Source organism: Streptomyces polygonati (genome assembly GCF_042650325.1).
Classification (GTDB): domain Bacteria; phylum Actinomycetota; class Actinomycetes; order Streptomycetales; family Streptomycetaceae; genus Actinacidiphila; species Actinacidiphila polygonati.
The window spans coordinates 329,491-344,730 of the sequence record NZ_JBHSBB010000009.1; the positions used below are offsets into that span (position 1 = coordinate 329,491).

Below are 15,240 nucleotides of genomic sequence, written 5' to 3' on the forward strand. Positions count from 1 at the left end.
GTGCTGGGCGGGTGCTGGACGGGTGCTGGACGGGTGCTGGACGGGGCAGGTCCCGAGTCTAGGCGGGCGCCCGCCGGGCCGCCCGGACGTCAACTGCTCGTCATTGCCCCGGCACGCTGCGGAAACCGGTTTTTGAGCTGGCCCGGGAATCCGCTAGAGTTCCACTCGTCGTCGGGGCGTGCGAACATCCTGACGGAGTCGAAGCCCGGGTCCTCTTCCGGGCAGCGGCAGTACCTGCGGACGTGGCTCAGTTGGTAGAGCATCACCTTGCCAAGGTGAGGGTCGCGAGTTCGAATCTCGTCGTCCGCTCGATGTGGGGGATCTTCCCGAGCTCCCGCTGTGTTGGTGGAGTGGCCGAGAGGCGAGGCAACGGCCTGCAAAGCCGTCTACACGGGTTCAAATCCCGTCTCCACCTCCAAGGACGATTAGCTCAGCGGGAGAGCGCTTCCCTGACACGGAAGAGGTCACTGGTTCAATCCCAGTATCGTCCACTGGATCCCGACCGGGTCCTTTGCTGTACCTCGCGCGATTAGCTCAGCGGGAGAGCGCTTCCCTGACACGGAAGAGGTCACTGGTTCAATCCCAGTATCGCGCACGCGACACCCGCACCACCGAGGACGATTAGCTCAGCGGGAGAGCGCTTCCCTGACACGGAAGAGGTCACTGGTTCAATCCCAGTATCGTCCACACGCGGTAGCAGGCCGAGGGCCGGAAGCGATCAGGCTTCCGGCCCTCGGGCGTTTCCGGGTGCCGCGCCCGCCCCGGCGTGGACGGACCCCGGCGTGGACGGACGCGACTGCGGCGCGGGCCGCCGCCGGTCAGGACGAGAAGAGCATGTGGGCGAAGCCGCCGTGGCCGTGGTGGCCGCCGTGCTGCCCGTGGCCGTGGTGACCGCCCTCATAGGGCGCCGCCCAGACCGGGGCGGCGGGCTGCTGGTAGACGGGCGGGGCCGGGTACGCCGGCGGGGGCGGAGCCGGCTGGGTCCACCGGCCTTCGAGCTGGGTCAGCGCCTCCAGTTCCCCGAAGTCGAGGAAGATGCCGCGGCAATTGCCGCACTGCTCGATCTGGACGCCGTTGCGGTTGTACGTCTGCATCACACCGTGACACTTGGGGCAGACCATGGGCTGTTCAACTCCTCGCAATAACAGGTGCGTTCATTTTAGTTGGGCGATACGGGCGCAGGTGGCGAGGAGTTCGGACTCGGCGTCGTCCAATACGCGTTCCTCGCGGGCCGCCTTGGCGACGGCGGTCGCGGCGCTCTGCACCGCCAACGTCCGCGCCGGCACGTCGAGATGGGCCCAGGGATCGCCGCTGCCCGGCACCGCGGTGCCGCCCGCGTCCTGATAGGCGCCGAGGAAGCGGGCCCACGCCTCGGGCGCCAGCAGCCCGGCGGCGAACCACATCGCGGGCCGCGCCAGATCCCAGGCCGGCTCGCCGGTCCCGAGGTCGTCGACGTCGATCAGCAGCCAGTCGCCGTCCGGCGCGGGGTGCCGGACCAGCTGGCCGAGGTGCCAGTCCCCGTGGCACAGCGCGACACGGCCCTCGTACGGCGCCTCGTCCCTGGCCCAGGCTGGCAGCCGGCGCCACGCCAGCCGTACGGTCCGGGCCGCGGCGCTGTCGGGAGCGCCGCGCAGCCGGGCCATCGCCCGGGCCGCCTTGGCCGGCCCGCGCATCGGCGGCACCGGCCCCGACAACTCGCCGGGCGGTACGGCGTGCAGCCGCGCCAGCAGCACCGCCGCCTCTTCCCAGGGCGCGGCCCTCGGGTCACCGGTGTCCACCGGCCGGCCGTACGGCCATACGCTCACCGCCCGGCCCCGCGCGAAGCGCGCTCCGCCGGCGGGTTCGTACGGCGGCAGCAGAATCCCGCGCGTCAGCGGGTGGGCGGCGACGGCGAGCCGCAGCGCGAGGGCGCCCGGGTCGGTGTCGGCGGCGTGCGCCTTGGCGACGGCGCCGCCGACCCGGACGACGGTGACGTCGAGACGGTCGGCCAGGACGACGGCCCGGGGGTCGGGGGTGGTCGGCGGGGATGGGACGGCAGGGACGGCGGGGATGGCGGGGGACGGCTCCGGGGTCGGCGCGGCGCGTTCGACGGCGCCGGGGCGGCGGGCGGCAGCGCCCGGATCGGCGGCGGCGGAAAACACGGGCTCGGGTTCGGGCGTGGCGGGAGCGGTCGGCCCGGTGGGCGGTGGAGGTTCGGCCGGCCGGTCGGCGGGAGCGGCGGGGTCGGTCCGGGCGGCTGCCTCGGCCGCGTAGGCGGTGAGCGCGGCCACCAGCGGGGCGGAGGCCGGTGACGGCACGGGGGGACGTACCGCCGGTGTCGCGTCAGCCGGAATCACGTGCCGCTCTCCCCCGCTGTCGGTCGTCCGCGGTGCCCCGCGTGTTCCACGGGATCCGGACAGCGTAATGCCCGGGTATCGACTGATACCCGGGCAACCGCAGTCGTCCGCGATGCCCCCGTCCCCACGGGGTTGGTACCGGTGTGTCCCGGCCCGGACCGCTCTTCCGGGCCTTGGAGTACCTCTCGGTACTCCGTCAGGCCGGCCGCGGACGACGCTTGGGGCGACCACCACTCCCGCCCCCCCGGGGCGCCGTGGTCGGATCTCATGGTGTTTCTGTCTCGGTGGAAGGAGGGGGCGGCGGGCGCTTGACCTCGGGGGACGAGTGCTTTCGCCCGCCGCTTGACCGCAACATTAGGGGCGGCCGGCCACCCCGGTCGTCATGCCCTCGTACCCCTTCTCGGGCCTCCCGGAGGATGACGGCGGGGCTCCCGGCTACTCCTCCGGGTGGAGGAACCGCCCCCGGACCCCAGGGTGATCCCTGAGGGACGGCGGGCGGCCTTCGGTAGCGCATTCGAGGGGAGGGTCGGGCGGTTCGGTGGCCGGGGCGGTCTTGCCGGCCGGAGCGGCCGGGGCGGCCGGTCCGGCCGCGTCACCCGGCCTGGGCGTCGTCCCGGGGGATCGGCTGCTCGACCAGGGCGAGCACCCGGGTGGCCATGAAGCGGGCGGTCCGCACCACCGTGCCGCTGCGGGTCACCTCGCTGACCTCCACCACGCCGCGGCGCACGGCGGTCTCGACCCGGCGGCCGGCCCGGGTCGCGATCACTTCGTAGGTGCGGGTGGTGTCCCCCGCGTCGACCACTATCTCCACTCGATCACCTTTCACGGCGTCAATCCCCCTTGGCAGACGGTCCGTTGGCGAAACGGGGAGCTCGAAGGACTCGCTCCCACACTCCAGGGTCCCACCGGGCACCGACAATTCACGGCTCGTCGCCTGCGGGGCTTCGGCGCGGACGGGGACGCGAGTCCGTAAGCTGTGGACGGCCGACCGGCCGGACAGCGGAGTGGGGCCCTTCCCCCACCACCGGAGGTAGGGGGACGGACAGACATGGCGATGATGCGGCTCCGGCGCGAGGATCCGCGGGTCGTCGGCGCGTTCCGGCTGCACCGGCGGCTGGGCGCGGGCGGCATGGGCGTGGTCTACCTCGGCGCGGACAAGCGCGGTCAGCGGGTGGCGCTGAAGGTGATCAGGCCGGAGCTGGCCGAGGACCAGGAGTTCAGGTCCCGGTTCGCGCGTGAGGTGTCCGCGGCGCGGCGCATCCGCGGCGGCTGTACGGCCCGGCTGGTCGCGGCCGATCTGGAGGCCGAGCGGCCGTGGTTCGCCACCCAGTACGTACCCGGTCCCTCCCTGCACGACAAAGTCGCCGAGCACGGTGTGCTGCCCGCCGCCGAGGTCGCCTCGATCGGCGCGGCTCTGGCCGAGGGGCTGGTGGCGGTGCACGAGGCCGGCGTGGTCCACCGGGACCTCAAGCCGTCGAACATCCTGCTGTCGCCCAAGGGGCCGCGGATCATCGACTTCGGGATCGCCTGGGCGACCGGGGCGAGCACGCTCACCCATGTGGGTACGGCGGTCGGTTCGCCCGGGTTCCTCGCGCCGGAGCAGGTACGGGGGGCGGCGGTGACACCGGCCACCGACGTCTTCGCCTTCGGGGCGACGCTGGCGTACGCGGCGACCGCGGACTCGCCCTTCGGGCAGGGCAGTTCCGAGGTGATGCTGTATCGCGTGGTGCACGAGGAGCCCGATCTGGGCGCCGTGCCCGACGCGTTGGCGCCGCTGGTCTACGCGTGCCTGGCGAAGGACCCGGAGGACCGGCCGAGCACGGTGCAGTTGTCGGAGCGGCTCGGCGAGATCGCGACACGCGAGGCCCGCGGGATCGGCGCGCCCCGCCGCGAGGGCGTCCCCAAGGCGGCCGGCCCTCGCCCGGAGCGCCCGGTGGGCCGCCGGGCGGAGGAGTACGCCCAGCAGCAGACCGCGCCGCGGGCCGGCGCGGGCACCGGCCGCACCACCGGCCGCACCCCTTCCCCCGCCCCCGCGTCCCGGCCGTCCGGCGCCCCCGGCGCCTCCGGCGTACGGTCGGGTACGTCCCACCCCCAGCACCCGTCGTCCCGCACCCCGGCCGCCCGCCGCGCGCAGGGCGCCTCGCAACGCCTGATGCGCCAGCGGCTGGTGGTCTTCGTGATCGTCACTCTGCTGGCAGCGATCTGCATCGCCGCCCTCCAGGGCTGCCACCGCCTCACCGGAGGCCTCGACGCCCCGGCCCCCCACGCCCACCCGATCCCCTCGGCACCTCCGACGACAAGCGGCCCCCTCCCGCGCCGGGCATAGGGCGCGCGTCGGCCCGGGCCTGGCCGGCACCGCCCACGGCTCGGCGGCTGCGGGCCGGTCGGGCCCGCGAACGCCCGGCGTCCCGGGGCGACCACCGCGGGCTCCCCGCCGAACCGGCACGGCTACCGCCGGAACGGCTTCGCACAGCGCCGAGCGGCCACCTTGCCGGGAACACTCCACGCCGGGGCGTGCGGCGTCAGCGGCCGTTCCGCAGACGCCCGGTCCCCCGCCGCGACGGCGAGTTCCCCGCGAGCGAGGCGGACCGCTCCCACCCGCACGGGCCAGGCGTGCGGCGCAGGCGGCCGTTTGCCGGACGCCCGGCGCCCCCACGCACCAGTCCCTCGGGCACGTTCCCGCCGCGCGGGTGAGGCCGGTGTCGCCCGCTGCCGCGCTCCTCGCCGGCCCACCACGCCGGGTCGGCCCTCCCCCACCGCCGGAGGCCTTACTTTGGTGGGCGATGTCGGTTAGGTTTCCAAGCGCTTGCTTAGTATGCGGTCGCGTGCGGAGAGGGTGTGGGTATGGCGCGGGAGAAGGACGGCATGCGGGTCGGGGAGGAAGAGGTGCGGGGGAAGGTCCGGGGGCTGCTGGCCGCTCGGGATCCGGCGGAAGGGGAGCCGCTGGAGTTCTTGCGGGCACGGTTCGACGCCGGGCTGGCGTGGGTGCACTTTCCGGTGAGGCTCGGCGGGTTGGGGGCGCCGCGGGCGCTGCAAGCGGTGGTGGACGCGGAGCTGGCGGCGGTGGGGGCGCCGGACAACGATCCGGGGCGGATCGGGATCGGGCTCGGGATGGCCGCGCCGACCATCCTGCGCTACGGCACCGAGGAGCAGAAGCTGCGGTTTCTGCGCCCGCTGTGGACCGGCGAGGAGGTGTGGTGCCAGCTCTTCAGCGAACCCGGCGCCGGCTCGGACCTGGCGGGGCTGCGGACCCGGGCGATACGCGAAGGCGCGGACGGCACGGACGGCACGGACGGCGCCGGGGACTGGATCGTGGACGGCCAGAAGGTCTGGACGTCCGGCGCCCACAACGCCCGCTGGGCCATCCTGATCGCCCGCACCGACCCGGACCTGCCCAAGCACCAGGGCATCACCTACTTCGTCTGCGACATGACCGACCCGGGTGTCGAGGTCAGGCCGCTGCGGCAGATCACCGGCGAGGCGGAGTTCAACGAGGTCTTCCTGACCGGGGTGCGGATTCCCGACGCGCACCGGCTGGGCGCGGTCGGCGAGGGCTGGCGGGTGGCGCAGGCCACGCTGATGAACGAGCGGGTGGCGATCGGCGGCACGGCGCTGCCCCGCGAGGGCGGCATGATCGGACCGGCCGCCGAGGTGTGGCGGGCGCGGCCCGAGCTGCGGACCCCGGAGCTGCACGACCGGCTGCTCACCTTGTGGGTCGAGTCGGAAGTCGCCCGGCTGAGCGCGGAACGGGTCCGTCAGCAGCTCGCCGTCGGGGCGCCCGGACCCGAGGGCTCGGGGCTGAAGCTGGCGTTCGCCGGGCTCAACCAGCGGATCAGCGGCCTTGAAGTGGAGCTGCTCGGCGAGGAGGGGCTGCGGTACGGCGACTGGACGATGGTCCGCCCGCGCAGCGTGGACTTCTACGGCCGGGACGCCGGCTATCGCTATCTGCGCGCCAAGGGGAACTCCATCGAGGGCGGCACCTCGGAGATCCTGCGCAACATCATCGCCGAGCGGGTGCTGGCCCTGCCCGCCGAGCCCCGTACCGACAAGGACGCCGCCTGGAAGGAACTCCCCCGATGAATCTGCTCTACACCGATGTGGAGGACGACCTGCGGTCGGCCGTCCGCGCCGTGCTGGCCGACCGCTGCCCGCCGGCCGCGGTGCTCGGCCGGATCGAGGGCGGGGAGCCGTACGACCCGGCGCTGTGGCGGGTGCTCGCCGTCGAGCTGGGGCTGGCCGGGCTGCTCGTACCGGAGAAGCTGGGCGGGCAGGGGGCGTCCGCGCGGGAAGCGGCCGTCGTCATGGAGGAGTTGGGCGCGGCGGTGGCCCCGGCGGCCTTCCTGGGCAGTTCGGTGCTGGCGACCTCGGCGCTGCTCGGCTGCGATCTCGGGGACGCGGGGGTCGCGGCGCTGCTCGGGCGGCTCGCCGCGGGGACGGCGACGGCGGCGCTCGCGGTGCCGCTGTCCACCGCGCCGGGGGATCCCTTCCCGACCGGCGTACGGGCCGACGGCGAGGGGCGGTTGACGGGTACGGTCACCAGCGTCGCCGACGCTCTGACGGCGGACGTGCTGGTCGTACCGGCGGTCGGCCCCCAGGGGCCGGGTCTGTACGAAATGGCCGCGGCCGAGGCGGAGGTGGGGCGGTTCAGCGTGCTGGACCTGACCCGGCCGCCGGTGGATCTGCGGTTCGAGGCGGCGTCCGGCCGCCGGCTCGCCGGGGCGGACCCGGCGGCCGCGCTGGAGTCGGCGCTGCTGACCGGCGCCGCCCTGCTGGCCTCCGAGCAGTTGGGGGTGGCCCAGTGGTGCCTGGACGAGACGGTCCGCTATCTCGGGGAACGGCGTCAGTTCGGGCGGGTCGTGGGCTCCTTCCAGGCACTGAAGCACCGGCTGGCGGACCTGTGGCTGGAGGTGGTCAACGCCAGGGCGGCGGCGCGCGCGGCGGCGGACGCGGTGGCCGGCGGGGCACCGGACGCGGCGATCACCGTCCGGGTGGCGCAGGCGTACGTCAGCGGGGTCGCGGTGCACGCGGCGGAGGAGGCGGTCCAGTTGCACGGCGGTATCGGCATGACCTGGGAGCATCCGCTGCACCTGTATCTGAAGCGGGCGAAGGCCGACGCGATCGCGCTGGGCACGGCGGGCCGCCACCGGGCGGCGCTGGGCGCGCTGGTGGACCTGCCGCCCGCCGCCCGGGGGTGAGGCCAGGGCGGCGGGCCTCGGGGGCCGCCCGGCCGCGGCGGCCCCTCCTCAGCCGGCCGGCGGCGCCGTGCTCTTCCTGACCACCAGGCTGGTGGCCAGCTCCATCCGGGTGTTCGTCCGCTCCCCCGCGTGCAGCCGCAGCAGCATCTCGGCCGCCGCCTCGGCCATCCGGCGCAGCGGCTGGTGCACGGTGGTCAGGGCCGGCCGGGACCATTTCGCCACGGCCACGTCGTCGTAGCCGACCACCGAGAGGTCTTCGGGGGTGCGCAGGCCGCTCGCGCCCGCCGCCTCCAGCACGCCGATGGCCTGCAGGTCGCTGCCGGCGAAGATCGCGGTGGGCCGGTCGGCACGGCGCAGCATCTCCAGCGCGCGCTCGTAGCCGCCCTCGACATGGAAGTCCCCGTGGGCGATGAGCCCGGGGTTGATCTCCAGCCCGGCGCTCGTCATCGCGGACCGGAAGCCGTCGAGCCGGGCCAGCGAGCACATCATGTCCTCCGGCCCGGTGATGATGCCGATCCGCCGGTGCCCGAGTTCGATCAGGTGCCGGGTGGCGGCCAGTCCGCCGGACCAGTTGGCGGAGCCGACCGAGGGAACGTCGGTCTCGGGGTCGCCGGCCGGGTCGATGATCACGAACGGGATGGAGCGCGATTCCAGCTGCTGCTTGTACTCGCGCGGCAGGGAAGAGAACACCAGGATCACGCCGAGCGGGCGGCGCCGCAGCACCCCTTCGATCCATTCGGGCCCAGGTGAGTGGCGGGTACCGCTCTGGGTGAGCACCACGCTGGCGCCGCTGTCCTTGGCGACCTTCTCGACGCCGAGGATCAGCTCCATGGCCCAGATCGCGTCGAGTTCGTGGAAGACGATCTCGATCAGCGGGGCCTCGGGCGCGGTGCGCGCCGTCCGCCGGTAGCCGTGGGCTTCCAGCAGCTGCTCGACCTTCTGCCGGGTCGGCCGTGAGACGTCCTGGCGTCCATTGAGGACCTTCGAAACTGTCGAGACCGAAACGCCCGCGTTTTCGGCGACCTGGGCCAGGGTCACCCGGCTCGCCGCTTCGTCTTCTTCCATGGGGCACAGCGTACGGCAGGCGAGGTGGGAGCACTTGGGCGCGCTTGGCCGGAGGGGATCGTCCGCCGTAACGCTTTGATAACTCCGGACCCGAGGGTTGACCCCTCCGGAGTCGAACTCTAGCGTCACAGCGCGCAGAACATTTCGGCAATGGTGTCGAAATATTTCGAAAGGCGGACGGATGAAGAAGCGCGCATGGCCCTCCAGAGTCGTGGCCGGTGGCGTGACGCTCGCGCTGGGGGCCGCACTGGCCGCCTGCGGTGGCGGCAGCTCCGGCGGCAGCGGCTCCGGCAGCTTCCACGTCCTGGTCTACGGGGACGCGACCAACAAGGTGGAGAAGCAGATCGTCGCCACCTTCAACAAGACCTCGAAGGTGAAGGCGGTCCTGGACACCATCCCGGGCGCCGACTACCAGCAGAAGCTCCAGACGATCATCAACACCAAGCAGGCCCCCGACGTCTTCTTCAACTGGGGCGGCGGCAGCATCCAGCCCTTCGTGAAGGCCGGCCTGCTGATGCCGCTGGACGGATTCATCGCCAAGGACCCGGCGCTGAAGTCCGACTTCCTGCCCTCGGTGTTCAACACCGCGGTGATCGACGGGAAGTCCTACGGCGTCCCGATGCGCGGCACCCAGCCGGTCCTGCTGTTCAGCAACAAGAAGGTGCTCGCCGACGCCGGCGTGTCCGCGCCCAAGACCTGGGACGACCTGCTGGCGGCGGTCAAGGCGCTCAAGGCCAAGGGCGTCACCCCGATCGCGCTCGGCGGCGGCGACCAGTGGCCGACGCTGATGTGGTACGAGTACGTCTTCGACCGGGTGGCCGGCCCCGGCCTGTTCGACAAGGCGCTCTCCGGTGACAAGAGCGCCTGGGACAGCCCGGACAGCCGCAAGGCGCTGACGATGCTCAAGCAGCTCGTCGACGCGGGCGCGTTCGGCAGCGCCTACGACTCGGTGAAGTTCACCGACGGCGGCTCGCCCGCGCTGCTGGCGGCCGGCAAGGCCGGCTTCGAACTGATGGGTTCGTGGGAGTACTCCACCCAGCAGGACGCCAGCCCCGACTTCGTCAAGTCCGACCTGGGCTACGGCTCCTTCCCGACCGTCACGGGCGGCAAGGGCGACCCGAACGACATCGTCGGCAACACCAACAACTTCTACTCGGTGCTGAAGAAGGCCAAGTACCCCGACGCGATAGCCCAGTTCCTCAAGCTCCAGTCCTCCGACGAGTTCGTGAAGGCGCAGTTGGCGATCGGCAATCTGCCGACCACCACCAACACCGAGAACTTCCTCGGCACCGCGGCCAGCCCGGAGTACTCGAAGTACCAGTTCGACCTGGTCAAGCAGGCGCCGTCGTTCCAGCTGTCGTGGGACCAGGCCTACCCGCCGGCCGCCACCACCCCCATCCACCAGGCCGTACAGGAGTTCTTCGACGGGAAGCTCGACGCCGACGGCTTCATCAAGGCCATGCAGGCCCTGCCGTCCTCATGAGCCGGGGACCACGATGACCCTCACCAAGTCCCCGGCGGACGCCGTTTCCGCCCCTCCCGTACCGCGGCGCCGGCCCACCCGCCGGACCGGCGCCGCGGTGGCCCGCCCGGGCTTCGCCTGGGCGGTGCCGGCCACCCTCTTCTTCGTGCTGTTCGCGGTCGTCCCGCTGGTGCTGGTCGCGGTGCTCTCCTTCACCAGCTGGGACGGGCTGAGTTCACCCCGGTTCGCCGGGTTCGACAACTGGACCGCCCTGGCGCACGACCCGGTGATGATCCAGAGCCTGTGGCTGAGCCTGCTCATCACGGTGCTGGGTGTCGTGGTGCAGACGCCGCTGAGCCTGCTGCTCGGGGTGTGGGCGGCCGGCAAGCAGCGCAACCGGGCGGTGCTGTCGGCGGTCTACTTCGTACCGCTGCTGCTGTCCGCGACCGCGGTGTCGGTGCTGTGGCGGGCCCTGCTCGACCCCAACTTCGGGGTGCCCGCGCAGGCCCGCTGGCTGTTCGGCGACGGCAATCTGCTCGGAATGCGCAGCGGAGCCATCGGGGTGCTGGTCTTCGTCGGCGCCTGGCAGTACACGCCGTTCCACACCCTGATCTACCAGGGCGCGGCCCGCGCGATCCCGCAGGTCCTCTACCAGGCGGCGCAGATCGACGGCGCCGGCACCGTACGGCAGTTCTTCCACATCACGCTGCCGCAGCTGCGCAACACCATGATCACCTCGATGATCCTGATGGTCGTCGGGGGTCTGACCACCTTCGACACGGTGCTGATCCTCACCCAGGGCGGACCCGGTACGGACACCACCATCAGCGCCTACTACATGTACCAAAAGGCCTTCAAGAGCTTCGACTTCGGCGGCGGCTCGGCCATCGCGCTGGTGCTGGTGGTCGTCGCCACGATCATCTCGCTGATCGTCGTACGCGTCTCCCGCTACGACGACATGCGCAGCACGTCGGAGGGACTGTGATGAGCGCGCAGACCGCGGGGACCACGCGGGAAGGCGCCCCCGTGGTCCGCCGTCGCCGTAGGAACCACCCCAACTACCTCGCCGGACTGGGCTCGTTGGTCTGGCTCTTCCTGGTGGGGCTGCCGCTGTACGTCATGCTGGCGGCGACCCTGCAGAGCCGCGCCGACTACTCGGCCAACGGCCCGCTGGCCTTCCCCAAGCACTTCACCTTCGACAACTACTCGGCCGACTTCTCCAACGGCTTCGGCCGCTACTTCCTCAACACCGTGCTGGTCACCGCGGCGGTGGTGGCGATCGTGCTGCTGCTGGTGCCGCCGCTGTCGTACGCGATCGTCCGCAGCCGGGGCCGGCTCACCACCGGGGTCTTCCGGCTGTTCCTGCTCGGGCTCGCCATCCCGGCGCAGGCGGTGATCGTGCCGATGTTCTACGTGATCAGCAAGGCGGGTCTCTACGACAACCTGATCGGGGTGATCCTGCCGACGGCGGCCTTCTCGCTGCCGGTGTGCGCGCTGATCCTCACCGGGGTGATGCGGGACATCACCCCCGACCTGTACGAGGCGATGGCGATGGACGGCGCCTCACCGCGGCGGGTCTTCTTCCAGCTGGTGGTGCCGCTGTCCAAGGGCGGGCTCTCCACCATCGTGGTCTTCTCCGCGCTCCAGGCATGGAACGGCTTCCTCTTCCCGCTGGTGCTCACCCAGTCCGACTCGGCGAAGGTGATCACGCTGGGGCTCTACAACTTCCAGACCGAGCACGGCGTCGACATCCCCGGCCTGCTGGCCGCGGTGGTGCTGTCGATGCTGCCCATTCTCATCGTCTACCTGTTCGCCCGCCGCGCCCTGGTCCAAGGGCTGATGGGCGTCGGAGGAAAGTGACCGACACCGTGGTCGAAGAGACAGATCCCGCCGCTTCCGCCGGTTCGGGCGCTTCAGCCCGTTCCGGCGTCGCCGCTCCCCCCTGGCGTGACCCGGCGCTGGCGCCGGCCGCCAGGGCCGACGCGCTGGTCGCCGCGATGACCCTGCCGGAGAAGGTCGCGCAGTTGTTCGGCGTATGGGTGGGGGCTTCCGACGAGGGCGGCGAAGTCGCCCCCTACCAGCATGAGATGGAGGAACCCGTCACGCTGGAGTCGCTGCTGCCGCAGGGACTCGGCCAGCTCACCAGACCGTTCGGCACCGCGCCGGTCGACGCGGCGCTGGGCGCGCTGTCGCTGCTGCGTACCCAGCGCCGGATCGCCGCCGCCGGCCGGTTCGGCATCCCGGCGCTGGCCCACGAGGAGTGCCTGGCCGGATTCGCCGCCTGGGGCGCCACCGCCTATCCGGTGCCGCTGTCCTGGGGCGCCACCTTCAACCCCGCGCTGGTCCGCGAGATGGCGGAGCGCATCGGGCGCGACATGCGCTCGGTGGGCGTGCACCAGGGGCTCGCCCCGGTGCTGGACGTGGTCCGCGACGCCCGGTGGGGCCGGGTCGAGGAGACCATGGGCGAGGACCCGTATCTGGTCGGCACGGTCGGCACCGCCTATGTCCAGGGCCTCGAATCCGCCGGGATCGTGGCCACCTTGAAGCACTTCGCCGGCTACTCGGCCTCCCGCGCCGGGCGCAATCTCGCGCCGGTGGGCATGGGGGTCAGGGAGCGTTCCGACGTCATGCTGCCGCCGTTCGAGATGGCGGTACGCGAGGGCGGCGCGCGGTCGGTGATGCACGCCTACACCGACACCGACGGGGTGCCGGCCGCGGCGGACGAACGGCTGCTGACCGGCCTGCTCCGGGACACCTGGGGCTTCACCGGCACGGTCGTCGCCGATTACTTCGGCATCGCCTTCCTCAAGACCCTGCACGGGGTGGCGGCGACCCTCGGGGAGGCGGCCGGCGCGGCGCTCGGCGCGGGTGTCGACGTCGAACTGCCCACCGTGAAGACCTTCGGCGAACCCCTGCTGAAGGCGATCGCGGACGGCGAGGTGGACGAGGCGCTGATCGACCGGGCGCTGCGGCGGGTGCTCACCCAGAAGGCGGAGCTGGGACTGCTCGACGCCGACTGGGACCCGGTGCCGGCCGCACTGGCCGGCGCCGACCTGACCGAGCCCCAATCCCTGCGGGGCACCATCGACTTGGACAGCGCGGAGAACCGCGGACTCGCGCGGCAGGTCGCCGAGCAGAGCATCGTGCTGCTCGCCAACAACGGCACCCTGCCACTGGACCGCCCCGCCCGGATCGCCGTGATCGGCCCCAACTCCCAGTCACCGACGGCGGTGCTGGGCTGCTACGCCTTCCCCGTGCACGTGGGCGGGCAGCATCCGGACGTCCCCGCGGGCATCGGACTGCCGACGCTGCGCGACGCACTGGCCGCGGAGTTCCCCGGCAGTGACATCGTCACCGCGGCCGGAGCCGGCATCGACAGCTCCGACACCGACGGCTTCGCGGCGGCGACCGAGCTGGCCCGCGGCGCGGATGTGGTGGTCCTCGCGCTCGGCGACCGGGCCGGGCTCTTCGGACGCGGCACCAGCGGGGAGGGCTGCGACGCGGAGTCGCTGGCGCTGCCCGGTGTCCAACAGGACCTGCTGGACGCGCTGCTGGACACCGGAGTCCCCGTGGTGCTGACGCTGCTCGCCGGGCGGCCCTACGCACTGGGCCGGGCGGCGACCGAGGCCGCCGCGATCGTGCAGTCGTTCTTTCCCGGCGAGGAGGGCACCGGCGCCATCGCCGGAGTGCTCAGCGGCCGGGTCAACCCCTCGGGCCGGCTGCCGGTGAGCGTGCCGCGCCACCCGGGCGCGCAGCCGTCCACGTATCTCGCGGCCCGGCTCGGCCAGGCCAGCGAGGTGTCCAGCATCGACCCCACCCCCGCCTTCGGCTTCGGGCACGGCCTCACGTACACCTCCTTCCGCTGGTCGGAGCTGGACGTCGAGCACTTGCAGGCGGAGACGGACGGCGAGATCCGGCTCGCCTTCACCGTGCGCAACACCGGCGGGCGCGCGGGCACCGAGGTGGCGCAGCTGTATCTGCACGACCCGGTCGCCTCCGTCGTCCAGCCGGTCCAGCGGCTGATCGGCTACCAGCGGCTGGACCTGGCAGCCGGCGAAGCGGTACGGGTACGGGTACGGGTGCCGGCCGATCTGGCCGGATTCACCGGGCGGGACGGCGAACGGATCGTGGAGCCCGGTGAGTTGGAGCTGCGGCTCGGGCCGTCCTCCACCGATCCGCGGCTGACGGTGATCTGCACGCTCACCGGACCGGTCCGCGGGCTGGACCACACCCGGCGGCTGCACGCGACGATCACCGCGGAGGCGCCCGGGGCGAGTTGAGTCCACCTCACGGACAACACCGGGTGTGGCGGGCGTCACGTTTTGTTCGCTTGCCGTAACGCGGCCGAAACACGTGCTTGATGTGCTGTAACGGTAGGAAACCGCCCTCGACGGCGGGTCGTTGGGTGCGCGCACCCGCTCCGTACGACCGGATGATCCAACGGCCCCGGCCGTCCGTGTCGAGCCGTTGGGACGGCGGTCCGCCGCAAGCAGGAGGCCGTCCGCCATGGAGTCCGACGATGCGTCAGCAGTGCCCGGGGGCTTAGCGGTTCCCGAGGGCTCAGGGGTTCCCGAGGGTGAGGAGCGGCAGCCGGCGCTGCGCGGTTTCGTCAGCGTCGAGCGCTATGAGCTGCCCAAGCAGCAGCCGTTGTCGTCCACCGGGCCGGAGCGGGCGCCGGCGCCCCCCTCGCCCGGGTTCGACGAGGGGGCGCCCGCGCTGTCGCTCGCGGTGCGCACCCCGTCGGGTGAGGTCGTGCTGCGGGCCACCGCGGGCGCCGCCCAGCCGGAGGGCCGGCAGGTCCTGGACGAGCACTTCGTCGTCAACGCCGACGCCCACCACGAACAGCGGTGGCTGGACTGCGCCGATGTGCTCTTCGGCAGCCGGGCGCGGGCGGTCGGCGAGGCGACCGGCTGGCTGCGCGCCATCAGCGCGGGGCGCGCGGCGTGCCGGATGGCCGCGGTGCCCCTGGTCAAGGGCGGCTGGGCGGTGCTCGACACCACCCAGCAGCAGGTGACGGTGCTGCCGGTCACGACGCCCCGGGGGCAGTGGTTATGGCCCTCCTGCGTACTCGGCTGGCTGACGGCCGGCGGTTCGCTCCAGGAGCTGATGTCGGCGAAGCCGGCCTATTACGGCCCGGACTCGCCCTCGGCCCACCTCTTGGCGGAGCAGGGCGGCTGACAGC

General features: G+C 72.6%; 12 protein-coding genes and 5 tRNA genes. 13 read left to right on the forward strand and 4 right to left on the reverse strand.

All coding sequences use genetic code 11. From position 1 onward, the window contains the following. Positions 1-236: 236 nt before the first annotated feature. The 5 genes from ACFO3J_RS11635 (at position 237) to ACFO3J_RS11655 (ending at position 687) form a co-directional block, all read left to right on the forward strand. Positions 237-309, forward strand: a tRNA-Gly gene (locus ACFO3J_RS11635). A gap of 35 nt (positions 310-344) precedes the next feature. Further along, positions 345-418 (forward strand) — tRNA-Cys (locus tag ACFO3J_RS11640). 1 nt (position 419) lies between these two features. Next, positions 420-491, forward strand: a tRNA-Val gene (locus ACFO3J_RS11645). 32 nt (positions 492-523) lie between these two features. Then, a tRNA-Val gene (locus ACFO3J_RS11650) sits at positions 524-595 on the forward strand. Positions 596-615: 20 nt separating this feature from the next. Next, positions 616-687, forward strand: a tRNA-Val gene (locus ACFO3J_RS11655). 131 nt (positions 688-818) lie between these two features. Here the strand turns inward: ACFO3J_RS11655 and ACFO3J_RS11660 are convergent. The 3 genes from ACFO3J_RS11660 to ACFO3J_RS11670 form a co-directional block, all read right to left on the reverse strand. Then, positions 819-1,121, reverse strand: coding sequence for a TFIIB-type zinc ribbon-containing protein (locus ACFO3J_RS11660; RefSeq protein WP_386428844.1), 303 nt, complete (start codon positions 1,119-1,121; stop codon positions 819-821). A 33-nt stretch (positions 1,122-1,154) separates the two neighbouring features. After that, positions 1,155-2,051 carry a phosphotransferase family protein gene (locus ACFO3J_RS11665; RefSeq protein ID WP_386429200.1) on the reverse strand — a complete coding sequence of 299 codons (897 nt, stop codon included), beginning with the start codon at positions 2,049-2,051 and terminating at the stop codon, positions 1,155-1,157. Positions 2,052-2,928: 877 nt separating this feature from the next. After that, a complete protein-coding gene (locus ACFO3J_RS11670; protein ID WP_386428846.1) occupies positions 2,929-3,162 on the reverse strand; it encodes a hypothetical protein in 234 nt (77 codons plus the stop codon). 222 nt (positions 3,163-3,384) lie between these two features. Between ACFO3J_RS11670 and ACFO3J_RS11675 the strand changes: the two genes are divergently transcribed. The 3 genes from ACFO3J_RS11675 (at position 3,385) to ACFO3J_RS11685 (ending at position 7,531) form a co-directional block, all read left to right on the forward strand. Continuing rightward, the gene (locus ACFO3J_RS11675; protein WP_386428848.1) at positions 3,385-4,662 is read left to right on the forward strand and encodes a serine/threonine-protein kinase; all 1,278 of its coding nucleotides are present in this window, start codon (positions 3,385-3,387) and stop codon (positions 4,660-4,662) included. 518 nt (positions 4,663-5,180) lie between these two features. Beyond that, entirely contained in the window at positions 5,181-6,416 is a 1,236-nt protein-coding gene (locus ACFO3J_RS11680) for an acyl-CoA dehydrogenase family protein (protein ID WP_386428850.1), read from the forward strand. Continuing rightward, entirely contained in the window at positions 6,413-7,531 is a 1,119-nt protein-coding gene (locus tag ACFO3J_RS11685; RefSeq protein ID WP_386428852.1) for an acyl-CoA dehydrogenase family protein, read from the forward strand. The genes ACFO3J_RS11680 and ACFO3J_RS11685 overlap by 4 nt, the downstream gene beginning before the upstream one ends. Positions 7,532-7,579: 48 nt before the next feature. Here ACFO3J_RS11685 and ACFO3J_RS11690 read toward each other — a convergent pair whose 3' ends face one another. After that, the gene (locus ACFO3J_RS11690) at positions 7,580-8,596 is read right to left on the reverse strand and encodes a LacI family DNA-binding transcriptional regulator (protein WP_386428854.1); all 1,017 of its coding nucleotides are present in this window, start codon (positions 8,594-8,596) and stop codon (positions 7,580-7,582) included. Positions 8,597-8,777: 181 nt separating this feature from the next. Between ACFO3J_RS11690 and ACFO3J_RS11695 the strand changes: the two genes are divergently transcribed. The 5 genes from ACFO3J_RS11695 (at position 8,778) to ACFO3J_RS11715 (ending at position 15,236) form a co-directional block, all read left to right on the forward strand. Then, positions 8,778-10,079 (forward strand): ABC transporter substrate-binding protein, encoded by a 1,302-nt coding sequence (locus tag ACFO3J_RS11695; RefSeq protein ID WP_386428856.1) that lies wholly within the window; start codon positions 8,778-8,780, stop codon positions 10,077-10,079. 13 nt (positions 10,080-10,092) lie between these two features. Next, positions 10,093-11,043, forward strand: a complete 951-nt coding sequence (locus tag ACFO3J_RS11700) for a carbohydrate ABC transporter permease (RefSeq protein WP_386428858.1) — start codon at positions 10,093-10,095, stop codon at positions 11,041-11,043. Continuing rightward, positions 11,043-11,918 carry a carbohydrate ABC transporter permease gene (locus tag ACFO3J_RS11705; protein ID WP_386428860.1) on the forward strand — a complete coding sequence of 292 codons (876 nt, stop codon included), beginning with the start codon at positions 11,043-11,045 and terminating at the stop codon, positions 11,916-11,918. The genes ACFO3J_RS11700 and ACFO3J_RS11705 overlap by 1 nt, the downstream gene beginning before the upstream one ends. Positions 11,919-12,016: 98 nt before the next feature. Beyond that, positions 12,017-14,338, forward strand: coding sequence for a beta-xylosidase/alpha-l-arabinosidase (locus ACFO3J_RS11710; protein ID WP_449343643.1), 2,322 nt, complete (start codon positions 12,017-12,019; stop codon positions 14,336-14,338). Between the two features lie 226 nt (positions 14,339-14,564). Then, positions 14,565-15,236, forward strand: coding sequence for a hypothetical protein (locus tag ACFO3J_RS11715; RefSeq protein ID WP_386428862.1), 672 nt, complete (start codon positions 14,565-14,567; stop codon positions 15,234-15,236). Positions 15,237-15,240 lie beyond the last annotated feature (4 nt).

Bases quoted from the DNA above. Each gene is read 5' to 3' on its own strand.
- ACFO3J_RS11660 (WP_386428844.1), bottom strand. From the start codon at position 1,121: ATGGTCTGCCCCAAGTGTCACGGTGTGATGCAGACGTACAACCGCAAC.
- ACFO3J_RS11675 (WP_386428848.1), top strand. From the start codon at position 3,385: ATGGCGATGATGCGGCTCCGGCGCGAGGATCCGCGGGTCGTCGGCGCG.
- ACFO3J_RS11680 (WP_386428850.1), top strand. From the start codon at position 5,181: ATGGCGCGGGAGAAGGACGGCATGCGGGTCGGGGAGGAAGAGGTGCGG.
- ACFO3J_RS11685 (WP_386428852.1), top strand. From the start codon at position 6,413: ATGAATCTGCTCTACACCGATGTGGAGGACGACCTGCGGTCGGCCGTC.
- ACFO3J_RS11690 (WP_386428854.1), bottom strand. From the start codon at position 8,596: ATGGAAGAAGACGAAGCGGCGAGCCGGGTGACCCTGGCCCAGGTCGCC.
- ACFO3J_RS11695 (WP_386428856.1), top strand. From the start codon at position 8,778: ATGAAGAAGCGCGCATGGCCCTCCAGAGTCGTGGCCGGTGGCGTGACG.
- ACFO3J_RS11700 (WP_386428858.1), top strand. From the start codon at position 10,093: ATGACCCTCACCAAGTCCCCGGCGGACGCCGTTTCCGCCCCTCCCGTA.
- ACFO3J_RS11705 (WP_386428860.1), top strand. From the start codon at position 11,043: ATGAGCGCGCAGACCGCGGGGACCACGCGGGAAGGCGCCCCCGTGGTC.
- ACFO3J_RS11715 (WP_386428862.1), top strand. From the start codon at position 14,565: ATGGAGTCCGACGATGCGTCAGCAGTGCCCGGGGGCTTAGCGGTTCCC.